General features: G+C 69.5%; 12 protein-coding genes. 4 read left to right on the top strand and 8 right to left on the bottom strand.

Annotation, left to right across the window (positions count from 1 at the left end):
• Nucleotides 1–10: 10 nt before the first annotated feature.
• From glf to rfbA, 5 genes are read right to left on the bottom strand one after another with little or no spacing between them, the layout of a single operon-like run.
• Complete coding sequence (glf, locus tag LPW41_RS05555) at nt 11–1,147, bottom strand: UDP-galactopyranose mutase (RefSeq protein WP_154096032.1); 1,137 nt, start codon at nt 1,145–1,147, stop codon at nt 11–13.
• Between the two features lie 56 nt (nt 1,148–1,203).
• Complete coding sequence (locus LPW41_RS05550; protein ID WP_230704308.1) at nt 1,204–3,333, bottom strand: acyltransferase family protein; 2,130 nt, start codon at nt 3,331–3,333, stop codon at nt 1,204–1,206.
• A gap of 1 nt (nt 3,334) precedes the next feature.
• Nucleotides 3,335–4,759 carry a bifunctional dTDP-4-dehydrorhamnose 3,5-epimerase family protein/NAD(P)-dependent oxidoreductase gene (locus LPW41_RS05545; protein WP_230704524.1) on the bottom strand — a complete coding sequence of 475 codons (1,425 nt, stop codon included), beginning with the start codon at nt 4,757–4,759 and terminating at the stop codon, nt 3,335–3,337.
• Nucleotides 4,760–4,761: 2 nt separating this feature from the next.
• Entirely contained in the window at nt 4,762–5,760 is a 999-nt protein-coding gene (rfbB, locus tag LPW41_RS05540) for a dTDP-glucose 4,6-dehydratase (RefSeq protein ID WP_230704307.1), read from the bottom strand.
• On the bottom strand, nt 5,760–6,629 hold the full coding sequence (rfbA, locus tag LPW41_RS05535) for a glucose-1-phosphate thymidylyltransferase RfbA (protein ID WP_144828884.1): 870 nt from the start codon (nt 6,627–6,629) through the stop codon (nt 5,760–5,762). Before rfbA ends, rfbB begins: the two co-directional genes overlap by 1 nt.
• Nucleotides 6,630–6,760: 131 nt before the next feature.
• On the opposite strand from rfbA, the gene LPW41_RS05530 reads away from it, so the two are divergent.
• From LPW41_RS05530 to LPW41_RS05515, 4 genes are read left to right on the top strand one after another with little or no spacing between them, the layout of a single operon-like run.
• The gene (locus LPW41_RS05530; RefSeq protein ID WP_230704306.1) at nt 6,761–9,484 is read left to right on the top strand and encodes an LGFP repeat-containing protein; all 2,724 of its coding nucleotides are present in this window, start codon (nt 6,761–6,763) and stop codon (nt 9,482–9,484) included.
• 40 nt (nt 9,485–9,524) lie between these two features.
• Nucleotides 9,525–10,256, top strand: a complete 732-nt coding sequence (locus tag LPW41_RS05525; protein WP_144828890.1) for a glycosyltransferase family 2 protein — start codon at nt 9,525–9,527, stop codon at nt 10,254–10,256.
• Nucleotides 10,253–10,684 (top strand): DUF2304 domain-containing protein, encoded by a 432-nt coding sequence (locus tag LPW41_RS05520; RefSeq protein WP_144828893.1) that lies wholly within the window; start codon nt 10,253–10,255, stop codon nt 10,682–10,684. The genes LPW41_RS05525 and LPW41_RS05520 overlap by 4 nt, the downstream gene beginning before the upstream one ends.
• The gene (locus LPW41_RS05515; RefSeq protein WP_230704305.1) at nt 10,677–11,918 is read left to right on the top strand and encodes a hypothetical protein; all 1,242 of its coding nucleotides are present in this window, start codon (nt 10,677–10,679) and stop codon (nt 11,916–11,918) included. Before LPW41_RS05520 ends, LPW41_RS05515 begins: the two co-directional genes overlap by 8 nt.
• Here the strand turns inward: LPW41_RS05515 and LPW41_RS05510 are convergent.
• From LPW41_RS05510 to LPW41_RS05500, 3 genes are read right to left on the bottom strand one after another with little or no spacing between them, the layout of a single operon-like run.
• A complete protein-coding gene (locus tag LPW41_RS05510; RefSeq protein WP_144828899.1) occupies nt 11,908–13,008 on the bottom strand; it encodes a glycosyltransferase family 1 protein in 1,101 nt (366 codons plus the stop codon). The two genes, LPW41_RS05515 and LPW41_RS05510, sit on opposite strands and share 11 nt — an antisense overlap.
• Before the next feature lie 16 nt (nt 13,009–13,024).
• Nucleotides 13,025–14,125 (bottom strand): acyltransferase, encoded by a 1,101-nt coding sequence (locus LPW41_RS05505; protein WP_144828902.1) that lies wholly within the window; start codon nt 14,123–14,125, stop codon nt 13,025–13,027.
• Nucleotides 14,122–15,258, bottom strand: a complete 1,137-nt coding sequence (locus tag LPW41_RS05500; RefSeq protein WP_144828905.1) for an NAD(P)-dependent oxidoreductase — start codon at nt 15,256–15,258, stop codon at nt 14,122–14,124. Before LPW41_RS05500 ends, LPW41_RS05505 begins: the two co-directional genes overlap by 4 nt.
• Nucleotides 15,259–15,293: the final 35 nt, after the last annotated feature.

Genomic DNA, 15,293 nt, shown 5'->3' with positions numbered 1-15,293 from the left:
AGAACCCTCCTCACGCCAGCTGGTTGTTCCACATCGACAGGGCCGAACCGATCGCCATGTGCATGTCGAGGTACTGGTACGTGCCGAGACGGCCGCCGAAGTACACGTCACTCTCGCCCTTGGCCAGCTCGCGGTAGGCCAGCAGGCCGCTGCGGTCGTCGGCCGTGTTGACCGGGTAGTACGGCTCGTCTTCGCGCGTGGCGAAGCGCGAGTACTCGCGCACCACGACCGTCTTGTCGGTCGGGTACCGGTCGGCGCGCTCGGGGTGGAAGTGCTTGAACTCGTGGATGCGCGTGTAGGGCACATCGGCATCCGCGTAATTCATCACGCTCGTGCCCTGGAAGTCGCCGATCGGCAGCACCTCCTGCTCGAAGTCGAGCGTGCGCCACGACAGCTCGCCCTCGGCGTAGTCGAAGTAGCGGTCGACGGGTCCGGTGTAGACGATCGGCACCTGACCCACGGTCGCCTTCTTGTTCAGCGGCTGCGACTCGTCGAAGTAGTCGGTCGACAGCTTGACCTCGATGTTCGGGTGATCGGCCATGCGCTCGATCCACGCGGTGTACCCGTCGACGGGCAGACCCTCCCACGTGTCGTTGAAGTAGCGGTTGTCGTACGTGTAGCGCACGGGCAGGCGCGAGATGACCTCGGCGGGCAGGTCTTTCGGGTCGGTCTGCCACTGCTTCGCGGTGTAGTCGCGGATGAACGCCTCGTACAGGGGGCGGCCGATGAGGGCGATGCCCTTCTCCTCGAGGTTCGCGGCGTCCTTCGCGTCGAATTCACCCGCGAGTTCATGCACGAGGGCGCGCGCCTGGTCGGGCGTGTACGCCGCCTGGAAGAACTGGTTGATCGTGCCGAGGTTGATCGGCAGCGGGAAGACCACGCCCTTGTGCGTCGTGTACACGCGGTGCACGTAGCTGGTGAAGTCGGTGAAGCGGTTGACGTACTCCCACACCGTCGGGTTCGACGTGTGGAACAGGTGGGCGCCGTACTGGTGCACCTCGATGCCCGTCTCGGGCTCGTCCGCCGAGTAGGCGTTGCCGCCGATGTGGTGGCGACGGTCGATGACGGTCACCTTGCGGCCCGCGGCGGCGGCGCGCTCGGCGATGGTCAGGCCGTAGAAGCCGGAGCCGACGATGAGTAGATCCATGAGAAGAATGAGCTCCGAAGACGTGGCGGTGGGGCCGCGGGAGCGGCATGAGGATTCTACCCGGGGGGCGTCGGAGACCCGTCGTCGATCGCCCGGGCGATGTCGGCGGCCAGCAGACGCACGTAGACGAGGTTGAGGTGGTCGGCGTCGTAGTACACCGGCACCCCGCCCACGCTGGCGAGGCACTGGGTGTTGGTGCAGAAGCGGTCGGTGAGGTCGATCAGCCCCACCTGGTCGACGCCCATCGCGTTCGCCGCGACGACGAGCGGATCGGTGGGCTGGGCCTGCGCGCGCGGCACCGCGCAGGCGGCGGGGTCGGATCCGTTGATCGCGAGGCAGTCCGGATCCCGCACGGCCCCGTTCAACGGCGGATCCGCGAGCACCTCGACGTCGGAGCCCGCCGCGCGCCAGGCCGACCAGTCCGCGATGAGCCCCTCGGTGAACTGCTCCTCGACCGACCGGCCGGACCCGTCGTCGAGCGTGTCGGCGCGGGCCGCCATCGAGGTGAACACGCGCGCCGGGCGCTCCGCGACGATCGCGTCGGACACGCCGCGCGACCAATCGCGGCAGCGCTGCGCGTCCTGAGGCGCCCAGGGCCCGCGGAATCCGACGAAATCGACGTCGGCGACGGGGCATCCGCCGTAGAAGCTGATCGTCACGTCCCAGCCGCGCTCGCGGGCGAGGTCGAAGATCGCCCCCTGCCACTGCTGCGCGTGCGAGTCGCCGACGAGCCACACGTCCTCCGTCGCCTCACCCGACGGGGTGAAGTCGCACTCGCGGGTGGTGAGCAGTCCGTCGTAGCTGAGCTTGGGCAGCAGCTCGCCGCACTCGGCCGGGGTGTAGAAGTACTCGTTCGCCGCGGTCATGGTCGTGTCTTCGGGCGCCGCGAACGGATCGCATCCGGCGGTCGCGAGCGCTGCGGGACCGGTGCAGGTTCCGACCTCGATCTCGGCCTCGGGCGAGTCGCGCGCCGCCGAGACGGTGTACCCGACGAGCAGTCCACCCGCCGCCAGCGCGACGACGACGATCCCCGTCACCATGAGCAGCATGCTGCGCCGCACGCTCTGCGCCCAGAAGCGCCACTTCTGCCCCGGGTCCTCGACGAGCGCCTTCGTCGCCCAACTCAGCACGAGCGCGACGGCGAGGATCCCCAGGTCGACGATCCACGTGCGCGGCATCGACAGGGCGAACGGGGCGATCACGATGAGCGGCCAGTGCCACAGGTAGAGCGAGTACGAGACCCCGCCGAGCCACTGCACGGGACGCGAGCCCGACACGATCGAGTGCCACGCGCGCTCGCGCCCTCCGGCGGCGATGATCAGCGCGGTGCCCACGACCGGGACGACGGCGGCGATCCCCGGGAAGGGGGTCGTCTCGTTGTAGACGACCGCCGACACGGCCACGGCGATCGCCCCGACCGCCACGATCGCCCCGCGCGTGCGGCGACCGAGTGTCAGCCGGTGGGCGGTGAGGGCCACCACCGCTCCGGCCGCGAACTCCCACGCCCGCGTGAAGGTGACGAAGTACGCCTGACTGGGCATGACCATCGTGAACCAGACGCTCGCGCCGAGCGAGAGGACGCCGACGGCGACCACCGCGACGATCACCGCCCGCCGCAGCGTGGTCGCGGCGAAGCGCGCCGTCAGCGCAGCGGCTCCCAGCAGAACCAGCGGCCAGAGCAGGTAGAACTGCTCCTCGACCGACAGCGACCAGTAGTGCTGCACGGCGCTGGCGGAGTCGTTCAGCGCGGAGTAGTTCACCGAGAAGCCCGCGAGGGCCCAGTTCTCGACGTACCCCGCACTCGCGAGGATCTCGATCGCGTTGCGCTGCCACCGCGGGTACGGCAGGAACACGGCCACGAGCGCGGCGGTGGCGGCGAGCACCAGCAGGGCCGCCGGGAGGAGGCGGCGGATGCGCCGGGCGTAGAACTGCCCCAGAGCGATGCGCCCCGTCTTCGTCAGCTGATCGACGAGGTGGCTCGTGATGAGGAAGCCGGAGATGACGAAGAAGACGTCGACGCCGACGTATCCCCCGGTCAGCCCGTGCGGCCGCAGGTGATTGACGACGACCAACCCGATCGCGAGCGCGCGCAACGCCTGGATGTCGGGGCGGAACGAGGACCTGCCTCGACTGCGCCGCGTGGGCGTCTGTTGCGGCGTGACCGCGGGGGTCGGACCGCCGCTCATCTCAGGACAACCCGCTCACGTAGGTCTCGAGGGAGGTGTCTGCGGGTGCGGGGGTGTAGCCGGTGTTTTCGAGGGTGGTGGTGTCGAGGGTGCTGTTGCGGGGGCGGGGGGCGATGGGGCCGGTGGCGGTGGCGTAGTAGTCGTCGGTGCTGACGCCGGTGACGCGGGCGGGGTCGTGGCCTGTGAGGGCGAAGACCTGTGCGGCGATGTGTGCCCAGGAGCGGGGTTCGCCGGTGCCGGTGAGGTTGTAGGTGCCGTGGGGGGCGTGGGTGTGCAGGAGGTGGCGGATGCCGCGGGCGAGGTCGTCGGTGAAGGTGAGGCGCCCGATCTGGTCGTCGACGACGCGGGGGTCGATGCCGCGGGCGGCGAGGGAGGCCATGGTGCGCACGAAGTTGTTGCCGTCGCCGATGACCCAGCTGGTGCGGAGGATGTAGTGGCGCGGGACGGTCGCGGCGAGGGCGTCGCCGGCGGCTTTGGTCTGTCCGTAGACGCCGAGGGGGCGTACCGGGTCGGTCTCTGTGTAGGGGCCGGTTTTGGTGCCGTCGAAGACGTAGTCGCTGGAGACGTGGACGAGGGTGAGGCCGTGGGTGGTGGCGATGCGGGCGAGGGCGGCGACGGCGGTGACGTTGGCGGCCCAGGCGTCTTCGCGGCCGTCGGGGGTTTCGGCGGCGTCGACTTTGGTGTGCGCGGCGGCGTTGATGATGGTGTCGTATTCGCGCCAGCGGCGTGCGGTGCCCAGCTCGGGTGAGGTGAGGTCGAGGTCCTCTCGGGTGGCGTATTCGATCCAGGGGTGCTCGCCGAACTCCGCCCGCAGGGCCCGGCCGAGCTGACCGCTGGCGCCGGTGATGAGGGTCTTCTTCGGCGGCATCGGCACCACCTCCCCCAGACGGGGGTGGTTCTTGTCTTTCGCGCTGATCTCGACCTCATCGAGGGGGATGGGCCACTCGATGGCGGCGGTCTCGTCGGCGAGGTTGAGGAAGGTGTAGGTCGCCTCGGGTGACCAGTGGTCGTTGACGAGGTAGGTGTACGCGGTGTCCGGTTCGAGGGTCTGGTAGGAGTTGCCGATGCCGCGGGGGACGAAGATCGCTTTGGAGGCATCGAGTTCGGTGGTGAACACCGCGCCGAAGGTGTCGCCTTCGCGCAGGTCGACCCAGGCGCCGAAGATGCGGCCGGTGGCGACGGAGACGTATTTGTCCCAGGGTTCGGCGTGGATGCCGCGGGTGGTGCCGACGGCGTCGTTGAAGGAGATGTTGTTCTGCACGGGAGCGAAATCGGGCAGCCCGATGGTGTCGGCGGTCATCTTCTCGCGTTGCCAGTTCTCTTTGAACCAGCCGCGGGAATCGCCGTGCACCGGCAGATCCAGCACGATCAACCCCGGAATGGGGGTCCGGGTGACGGTGAGGGCCTTACCGAACGCGGTCGCCACTGTCACTGTCCCTTGCTGGCGTAGAACGCTTCGACGCCGTCTTTGGCGGGCGCCCACCAGGCTTCGTTCTCGCGGTACCAGTCGATGGTCGCGGCAAGGCCTGCGGCGAAGTCGCCGTAGGTGGGGGTCCAGCCGAGTTCGGTGCGGAGTTTGGTGGAGTCGATCGCGTAGCGCATGTCGTGGCCGGGGCGGTCGGTGACCAGGTCGTACGCGTCGGTCGGGTGTCCGGTGATCTGCAGGATCATCTCCACGACGCTCTTGTTGTCTTTCTCCCCGTCGGCGCCGATGAGGTAGGTCTCACCGATCTGGCCTTTGCCGAGGATGGTGAGCACGGCGGAGGAGTGGTCGTCGGCGTGGATCCAGTCGCGCACGTTCTCGCCCTTCCCATACAGCTTGGGGCGGATGCCGCGCAGCACGTTGGTGATCTGGCGGGGGATGAACTTCTCGACGTGCTGGTAGGGGCCGTAGTTGTTGGAGCAGTTGCTGATGGTGGCCTGCACCCCGAAGGAACGCACCCACGCCCGCACCAACAGATCCGACCCCGCCTTGGTGGAGGAGTACGGGGAGGAGGGGTTGTAGGGGGTGTTCTCGGTGAACCGGGCCGGGTCATCGAGTTCGAGGTCGCCGTACACCTCATCGGTGGAGATGTGGTGGAACCGCGTCTCGTGACGGCGCGCAGCCTCCAGCAGGGTGTAGGTGCCGATGATGTTGGTGTCCAGGAACGGACGCGGATCGTGCAGGGAGTTGTCGTTGTGCGACTCGGCGGCGTAGTGCACCACCGCATCGGCCTCCGCGACGAGGGGGTCCACGACGCCCGGGTCGGCGATGTCGCCCACCACCAGGCGCACCCGCTCCTCCGGGAGACCGGCGAGGGAGGCCTCGTTGCCGGCGTAGGTGAGCTTGTCCAGCACCGTCACGGTGTGATCGGTGTGCGCAACGACGTGGTGGACGAAGTTGGATCCGATGAACCCGGCACCGCCGGTGACGAGAAGGTGCGCCATCAGCGGCCTCTTTCCAAAATCTCCAGCAGGTACGACCCGTACCCGGACTTCACCAACTTGTGCGCACGCTCCGCGACCTCGTCATCGGTGAGGAACCCCTGCCGCCACGCGACCTCCTCGGGCACCCCGATGCGCAGGCCCGTGCGCCGCTCCATCGTGCGGACATAATCCGCGGCATCCGTCATCTGATCGAACGTGCCGGTGTCCAGCCACGCCGTCCCCCGCGGGAGGACCTCCACCTGCAGCTTGCCGCGACGCAGGTACTCGGCGTTGATGTCGGTGATCTCGTACTCCCCCCGAGGAGAAGGAGCGAGGTTGCGGGCGATGTCGATGACGTCGTTGTCGTAGAAGTACAACCCCGGGACGGCGTAATTCGACTTCGGGGACGCGGGCTTCTCCTCCAGAGAAACCGCCTTGCCGTCGTCGTCGAACTCGACCACCCCGTACGCCGAAGGCTCCGCCACCCAGTACGCGAACACCGCGCCACCGTCGACGTCGGCGTACCGCTTGAGCTGCGTACCCAGACCGGGACCGTAAAGCAGGTTGTCGCCCAGGACGAGGGCGACCTTGTCATCGCCGATGAAATCGGCACCGATCGTGAACGCCTGCGCCAACCCATCGGGCGACGGCTGCTGAGCGAACTGCAGGTTCACCCCGAACTGCGACCCATCCCCCAGCAACCGCTCGAAGAACGGCGCATCATGCGGGGTCGTGATCACCAGAATCTCGCGGATGCCGGCGAGCATCAACGTCGACAACGGGTAGTAGACCATCGGCTTGTCGTACACCGGGATCAACTGCTTCGACACGCCCAAAGTGATCGGATGCAGACGCGTGCCGGAACCCCCGGCGAGAATGATGCCCTTCACGCGTCAATCGTGCCACAGCGGTCGCAGCCGCCCCGGCAGCGGGGCACGTGACGACCCGCCGAGTGCTCATATATCACCAGTCCCTCGGTTCACGGTGGTATTCACCCGTCACGTCCGTCACAATAAGGCGGGTGACCGAACGCATCTCCGGCCTGGCCGCGCGCATCTTCACGGCCTCGCTGGCCACGATCGCGCTCGTGGCGTCTCTCGCCCTCGCCGGCGCGCCCACCTCGGCGTCCGCGGCCGACGCCGCGGTCGCGGCCCCCCAGGCGGCCGTCTCGGCCATCGACCTGCGCCCCGCCGCCGACATGTCGCTCTTCCGACCGGGCAACATCATCTCGGACGAGGTCTTCTTCGACTCCACGACGATGACCGAGGGACAGATCGACTCCTTCCTCAAGGGCAAGGTGTCGAAGTGCCAGTCGGGCTACACCTGCCTGCGCGACTTCCGGCAGAACACGGCGACCCGCACGGCCGACACCTATTGCGACACCTACACCGGGGCGTCGTCGGAATCCGCCGCGCGGATCCTGTCGAAGGTCGCCGCCGCGTGCGGTCTCAACCCCCAGGTGCTCATCGTCATGCTCGAGAAGGAGCAGGGCCTCATCACCCACACGTGGCCGTCCGACTGGCGCTACACGATCGCCATGGGGCAGGGCTGCCCCGACACCGCGGCGTGCGACACGCGCTACTACGGCTTCTTCAACCAGGTCTACGGTGCGGCCCGCCAGCTGAAGATCTACTCGCAGAACAAGTACTTCACCTACTACGCCCCCGGCAAGACGTGGAACATCCGGTACAACCCGAACGCCTCGTGCGGCTCGTCGCCGGTGTACATCCAGAACCAGGCCACGGCGAACCTCTACTACTACACGCCGTACCAGCCCAACGCCGCGGCGCTGCGGGCCGGGGCCGGGGAGGGCGACTCGTGCTCGGCGTACGGCAACCGCAACTTCTTCCGCTTCTTCACCGACTGGTTCGGCAGCACCACCACCCAGCGCGGCGCGGCCATCACCCGCTTCTGGCAGGACTCCGGCGGCGCGAGCGGCTGGATCGGCGGTTCGACCGGTGCGATGACGGAATGGCCCGGTCGCGGGTGGTCGCAGCGCTTCGAGAACGCCGACCTCTACCTGAAGAACGGCACCACCGCCGTGCAGGCGACCGTCGGCGGCACGCGCACCGAATACCGCGCCGTCGGCGAGGCGAACAGCGGCCTGGGTTGGCCCGCGGGCGTGGTCTCGCGCGCCTTCGGCGGTTGGTACCAGGACTTCGACTCGGGTCGCATCTACGTCCGCCCCTCGGACGGGCGCGGGTTCGCCGTGGCGCCCCCGATCAGCGACACGTACGAGAAGGCCGGAAATGTCACGGGCACCCTCGGGTGGCCGTCGACCCGGGCCTACTCCTTCTCGGGAGGCGCGCGGCAGGACTTCGCCGGCGGCAGCATCTTCCAGGGCCCCACCGCCACCACCGCCCTCAGCGCGGCGTGGACGACGGTGTACACCAAGGCGGGTGGAGTCGCGAGCGTGGGCTGGCCCACGGCCGTGGCCAAGGTCGACGCCGGTCAGTACGTGCAGTTCACCGCCGGGCTGATGCTGCGCACCAGCGCCAACGACCGCTTCACGGTCCGCGGCGAGATCTACCGCGGCTACGCGGCGGCCGGCGGCATCTCCGGCGCGCTCGGCGCCCCCATCAACAACGAGAAGGCCACCACGGGCGGCTTCATGCAGCGCTTCGAGGGCGGCTCGGTCTTCGCCACGACCAGCGGCACCTTCGCCGTGACGGCGCTGTCGAAGGCGCTCACGGCCGCCGGGACCAGTTCCACGGTCGGTCCCCCGACCGGTCCGCAGGTCGGCTCGAACGGGTCGTACTCGCAGGACTTCGGCGCGACCACCCTCACCACCTCGAAGAGCGGCAACTACGCCGTGGCCGGGGTCATCGGGCGCCAGTACCGTTCGCTGGGTGCGGCGAACAGCTACCTCGGCGCCGCGGTGGGGCCCGAGAAGAAGGTGGCCGGCGGGGTGATGCAGCAGTTCCAGGGCGGTCGCATCTACTGCAGCACGTCGACGACCGTCGACGTGCCGGCCTCGATCGTGACGCCGCTCGATGCCGCGGGTGGCGTGCAGGGTCGCCTGGGCATGCCGACGGGCGCCTTCCAGACCACCGAGCGCGGCAAGAGCCAGAGCTTCCAGGGCGGCGAGGTCTGGGTCAACGCGGACCGCTCGGCCTCCGGAGCGATCGTGGGGGCCATCTTGAACACGGCTCGCGCAGCGGGCGGCTTCGCCGCTCTCGGCGCCCCCACCTCTGCCGAGCGTGAAGAGGCGTCCGGCTGGATCCAGCCGTTCGAGTCGGGCGTGGTCACCGTCGCGCGCACCGGCTTCGCCACCGCCGTCACGGGCGCGGTGTGGAAGAACTATCGCGACAACGGCAAGGTCGACGCCTACGGCTTCGCGACGGGTCCGCTCGCCACCGTCGCGACGGGGTGGAAGGCGCAGCCGTTCGAGAAGGTCACGGTCTACGTCGGCTCCTCCGCCACGTACGTCACCCGCGGCTACATCCGCACGGTGCACCTCCAGCAGGGCGGCGCGGGCGGCGTCCTGGGCATTCCGGTCAAGAACGAGTACGCGACGGCCGGCGGCTTCCGCCAGGACTTCACGGGCGGCAGCATCCTCGTGTCCGCCAAGGGCGGCTTCGTCACCCGCGGGGCGATCCGGGCAGAATGGCTGCGTCGCGGGGGTGAGAAGGGCTCGCTCGGATGGCCGATCGAGAACGAACGCTCGGGTGACGGTCAGTGGTCGCAGCGGTTCGAGAAGGGCACGCTCGTGCTCAGCGCCGACGGTTCGTTCCGCGTGCAGTGACGCGGGAGCGCACGGGCCCGGTTGATAGGCTTCAGGCACCATGACCCGTCCCGCTTCCTCCGTGCTCGTCATCGTTCCCGCATGGAATGAGGAGCAGAACGTCGGCACGACCGTGCGCGAGATCCTCGCCACGGGTCGCGACTACGACGTGGCCGTCGTCGACGACGGATCGATGGATGCCACGGCCGCCGTCGCCCGCGAGGCCGGCGCGATCGTGCTGTCGCTCCCGTTCAATCTCGGCGTCGGCGGCGCGATGCGCACCGGCTTCACCTATGCCAAGCGCATGGGCTACGAGCGCGCCATTCAGGTGGATGCCGACGGTCAGCACAACCCGGCCGACATCGACCGCGTGCTGGCGGGCCTCGAGACCGCCGACATCTCCATCGGTGCGCGCTTCAGCGACGTCGGCGACTACCAGGTGCGCGGACCCCGCAAGTGGGCGATGAAGCTGCTCGCGGCCATCGTGTCGCGCGTCGCCAAGACGCGCCTGACCGACGTCACGAGCGGTTTCCGCGCCGCCGGTCCGCGCGCGATCGAGCAGTACGTGCGGTACTACCCCGCTGAGTACCTGGGCGACACGCTCGACTCGCTCGTCGCCGCCTGCCACTCCGGCCTCACCGTCACCCAGGTCGCGGTCGCGATGCGCCCGCGCGCCTTCGGACGCCCCAGCCAGGGCGCCTGGGGATCCACGGTCTACCTGCTGCGTTCCGCGTTCGCGCTGAGCCTGGCCATCATGCGACGACCCACCGGTCGGGAACGGGGGCCGGTGTGATCGTGTTCTTCGGCATCGTGCTGGCACTCGTCCTCATCGTCGTGGTGCTGGCGCTCCTGCTCACGCGCCGCCTGCGCGAGAAGTACGCGGCGCTGTGGCTGGTCATCGGCCTCGGCGTTCTGGTGCTCGGCATCTTCCCGCAGCTGCTGCAGGGACTCACCCGCGTGCTCGGGGTGGAGCTGCCCGCCAACCTCCTCTTCGCGATCGCGATCGTGCTGCTCCTCGCCGTCGCCCTGCACCTGTCGTGGGAGCTCTCCCAGGCCGAGGACGAGATCCGGCGCACCGCCGAAGAGGTGACGATCCTGCGCACGCAGCTCGAGCACCTCACCGCGCGCGTCGACGCGCTCGACGCACCCTCGTCGCCGCGCGCACCCGAGCCGACGACGCCGGAGCGTCCGACGCCGGGTATCGAGCAGACGGGTGTCTGACTCCCCCACGCAGGCTCCCGCGAACGGCGGCGGACTCACCTGGATCCTCGGTGCGACGGTGGTCGCCGGCGGCCTCGGGTACTTGATCCAGGCCGCGGTCCCGGCGTTCCTCACGGGTGAGCAGTACGTCGTCTTCAGCGTCTTCTGGTCGGTCGTGTATCTGGTCGTCTCGGGTCTGGCCGGCGTGCAGCAGGAGACCACGCGCGCGTCGCGCTCGAGCGACACGGGTCGGGGGTGGCCCATCCTCCGGCGCTTCGCGTCGATCTACGCGGTCGGGGCGGCGCTGGTCATCGCCGCGTCCGCGTTCTTCTGGGCGCCGCGCGTGTTCGGCGACCACGCCGTCGCCCTCGTCGCCGCGCTCGCGGCAGCCACGGTCGGCTACACCTTCGTCGCCGTCATCAGCGGGGCGCTGTACGGCGTACGCGATTGGCGCGGCGTGGCCGGCATGACGGTGACGGATGCCGTGCTCCGCGCGATCACGGTCGGTGTCGCCGTCGTACTGGGCCTCGGCGTCGCCGTGACCGGATGGGCCGTCGCCCTGCCCTTCGCCGCCGCGGCCGCGATCCTGTGGATCGTCACGGGGCGCGGCATCCGGAACCGCGTCGAGGTCGACGCGACGCTTCGCGTGCTGCTGCGCCAGAGCCTGCAGACGGTGGGGGCCTCGATCGCCACGGGCGTGATGATCTCGGGACTGCCGTTCCTGCTCGGTCTCGCTCCGCTGGGCGTCGACGCCGCTCTGCTGGCCTCGCTGATCCTCGTCATCACGCTGACGCGCGCCCCGCTGGTCATCCCCCTGCTCGCGCTGCAGAGCTATCTCGTCGTGACGCTCCGCGACCACCCGGCGCAGGCGCGTCGACGCGTGCTCACGTGGGGGGCGGGCCTGCTCGCCCTGACCGCGGTGCTGGCCGGGCTCGCGGTGTTCGTGGGTCCGTGGGTCGTCGGCCTGCTCTACGGCGACCGGTACGAGCTCCCCTCCGGCGCGTACGCCGCGATCGTCGGCAGCGCGGGCCTGACCGGGCTGCTCTGCATCACCGGACCCGCCGTGCTCTCGGCGCAGCGGCACACCGCCTACCTGGCGGGCTGGGCGACGGCATCCGTGGTCACCGTGGCGATGCTGTTCGTGCCGATCGACGGTCTGACCCGCGTTCTCGTCGCTCTCGTGGCCGGACCGATCGTCGGCGTCGTCGTGCACGCCGTCACCATCGCCCGACGGCGCCCGACTGCTACCGCGTGAGGCCGAGGGCGGCGTCGAAGCTCGCCCGGGTCTCGCGCGCCGTGCGCTCCCAGGTGAACTCCGCCGCGCGAGCGAGACCGTCGACGCTGAGCCGCTGACGCAGGTCGGCGTCCGAGCAGACCTCGTCGATGGCGGCGGCGACGGCGCGGTCGTCGCGGGCGTCGAAGTAGCGCGCTGCGGGCCCGCCGACGAAGCGGTGCACGTCGATGTCGCTGAGCAGCACCGGCACGCCCGCGCCCATCGCCTCGAGCGTCGGCAGCGAGAACCCCTCGGCGAGCGACGGGATCGCGAGGGCGGTCGCGGTCGAGTAGAGCTCCACCACCTCGGCATCGTCGACCCATCCGCGCAGCTGCACCCAGTCGTGCATGCCGGTTGCGTCGACCTCCGCCGTCAGCGGGTCGTCACCGCGCCCTCCGGTGATGATCACGCGGGGCCGGCGCTCCGCCGGGATCAGCGCGATGGCACGGATCAGCGCGCCCCAGTTCTTGTGGGGGCGACGATTGCCCATCGCCAGGATGAACGGCCCCGCCTCGCCCGCGCGCGATCGATCGACGCCGGTCGGTGAGCTCCCCGCGAGCGGCACCACGTCGAGGGTGTCGCGGGGCACCCCGAGGAAGCGCACGATCTCGTCGGCCGAGGTCGGGCTGATGGTGACGATGCGCGCCGCGTTGCGGGCGGCGACCTTCTCCATCCACTTCACCGGTGCCGTGTACAGCGGGGTCGACATGTACTCGGGGTGCGACCAGTAGAGCATGTCGTGCATCGTCACGACGGTCGGCATCGCGGTTCGACGCGGGCCGAGGGTCGCGGGGGCGTGCACGAGGTCGACGCCCTCGGCGCGGGCGGCGCGGGCCACCTGGGTCAGCTCGCCCCACGCCCACTGGAATCGGTTCTCTCCGCTGATGCCCGATTCGATGATGCGACCGGGGAACCACGAGCGGTCCAGCGTCGCCCCCTCGCGGCTCAGATAGCCGATGTACTCGTAATCGTCGTCGAGTTCACCGAGGGCGCGGTACAGGTCGCGGGTGTAGGTCTCCATCCCGCCCTTGGTACCGGAGTAGGACAGCAGGTCGACGAGCACGCGGGGCACGATCAGCCAGCCTACGTCAGGAGCGCTGCGCGTCGCGGGCGGCTCCCGCGGCAGCCCCCGGCACGGCGGCGGGGCGCACCCACCGCATGGCCCGGCGCTCGACCAGGATCCAGCTCAGGTACGCCAGCGCGAAGGTGAGCACGACGGTGATCAGGATGTAGAGCGGGAAGAACATCGACGCCCCGGCCACCAGGACGACGAGCTGCTGCACCGGCCACGCGTAGATGTAGAAGCCGTACGACACGTCGTTGCGCGCGATCCACCGCGGCTGCGGGATGACCGACGACAGCCAGAGCAGTCCGTACGCGAGGAAGGGCGCCGCCGCCTGTCCGCCCCAGCGCGGCACGAGGAAGATCAGGGCCAGCGCGACGGCCAGAGCCCCGATCGCGACCCACGCGTTGATACCGGCGCGCTCGACGATGAAGAAGACGAACGCCCCGCCGAGGAAGAACGGCGCGAGCTTGGCGAGGAGGAAGAAGCTCTCGTCGAGCCCCCACCGCTGCGCGAACTCCACACCGATCCAGATCAGCAGGCTCACCACGAACGCGACGCCCGCGAGCCACGGCGACCGGCGGAACACGGCGAGACCACCCAGCAGCCAGACGAGCACGTAGCAGCAGAACTCGTAGAACAGCGTCCACAGCGACCCGTTCCACGCTCCCGGATAGGGCACCGACTGCAGCGTCGTGCCGATCGAGTAGTGGTCGATGTAGAGCGTGATGTTGCCCCAGATGTACTGCAGCGGTGTGAGGGGCGTGCTGAGGAACCCGGCGAGGGTGCCGTGCTCGATGACGGCGGCGACCGGCGCGAAGACGAAAGCGGTGACGACCAGGCACACCACGAAACCCGGGAAGATGCGGGCGATGCGGTGCAGGAGGTACTCCCCCGGCGGCGTGCGCAGGCGGCTGCGCGTGATCAGGAAGCCCGAGAGCACGAAGAAGCCCGCGACCGCCCACCCGCCCAGGTTCTCGCCGTGCAGGTGCGGGCCCTCGCCGCGCCCCGCGATGTAGAACGCGTGGGCGACGAGCACGAGCGCGGCCAGGATCAGCCGGAACAGGTTCAGGCTGTTCGCACGATAGGGGTACGGCGTCCCGCGCAGGGCGGTGGCGACGCTCACTTCAGGAGGTTTCGCGAGGCCATCTCGTCGAGCGAACGCTGGTAGCTGTCACCCTCGACCGGCTGGGTGAGGACCCACTGCACGAACTGCTCGACGCCGTCGCGGAACGACACCGACGGCGTGAAACCGAGGTGCTGCTGCAGGGCGGTGGTGTCGGCGAAGTTGTGACGGATGTCGCCGAGGCGGTAGTTGCCCGAGACGCGCGTGGGCACCTCGGTGCCGAACGCCGCGAACAACGCCGAGACCACGTCGTGGACGGTGGTGGCCACACCCGAGCCCACGTTGAGCACGTGCCCGCCGGCCGCGTCGTGGGTCGCGGCGAGGAAGGTGGCCTCGACGACGTCGTCGATGTAGACGAAGTCGCGGCTCTCGAGGCCGTCTTCGAAGATGTTGATCTCTTTGCCCTGGCGGATGAGGGTCGAGAAGATCGAGAGGATGCCCGTGTACGGGTTCTTCAGCGACTGGCCGGGGCCGTACACGTTCTGGTAGCGCAGGGCGACCGGCTGGATGCCGATCGTGGGCGCGACCGTCATGATCAGCGACTCCTGCATCTGCTTCGTGATGCCGTAGACCGACGAGGGGTGCAGGCGGGCGTCCTCCCCCGTGGGGATGAGCTCGAGGGCGTCCTCGCCCTCGACGTGCACCTCGAAGTCTCCGGCGGCCATGTCGGCGTCGGCCCGGTGCGAGGGGTAGACGGTGCGGCCGTCGGCGGTGCGGTACGCGCCCTCGCCGTAGATCGACCGCGACGACGCGATGACGAGGCGGTGAACGTCGTTCTCTTCGTTCGTCAGCAGGTCGAGCAGCTTCGCGGTGCCGCCGACGTTGGTCTCGACGTAGCGGTCGATCTCGTACATCGACTGGCCGGTGCCGGTCTCGGCGGCCAGGTGCACCACGACGGTCGCGCGCGCCAGCGAGCGACGCAGGTCGTCGGTCGAAGTGACGGTGCCCTGGATGACCTCGACGTCGTCGGCGATGGAGCGGAGCATCGGCGACGTGGTCGCGGGGTCGTCGCCGTGCACCTGCGGGATGAGCGCGTCGAGGACGGTCACGGTGTGCCCCGCGTCGACGAAGCGCCGCGCGAGTCGTGAGCCGATGAACCCGGCGCCGCCGGTGATGAGCACGTGATCGGGCAAGAGTTCTCCTGGAGTTCGGTGCGACGGGAGGCCGA

The organism is Microbacterium sp. JC 701 (genome assembly GCF_021026215.1).
Lineage (GTDB): Bacteria > Actinomycetota > Actinomycetes > Actinomycetales > Microbacteriaceae > Microbacterium > Microbacterium algihabitans.
This window is presented reverse-complemented; position numbering and strand designations above follow the sequence as displayed.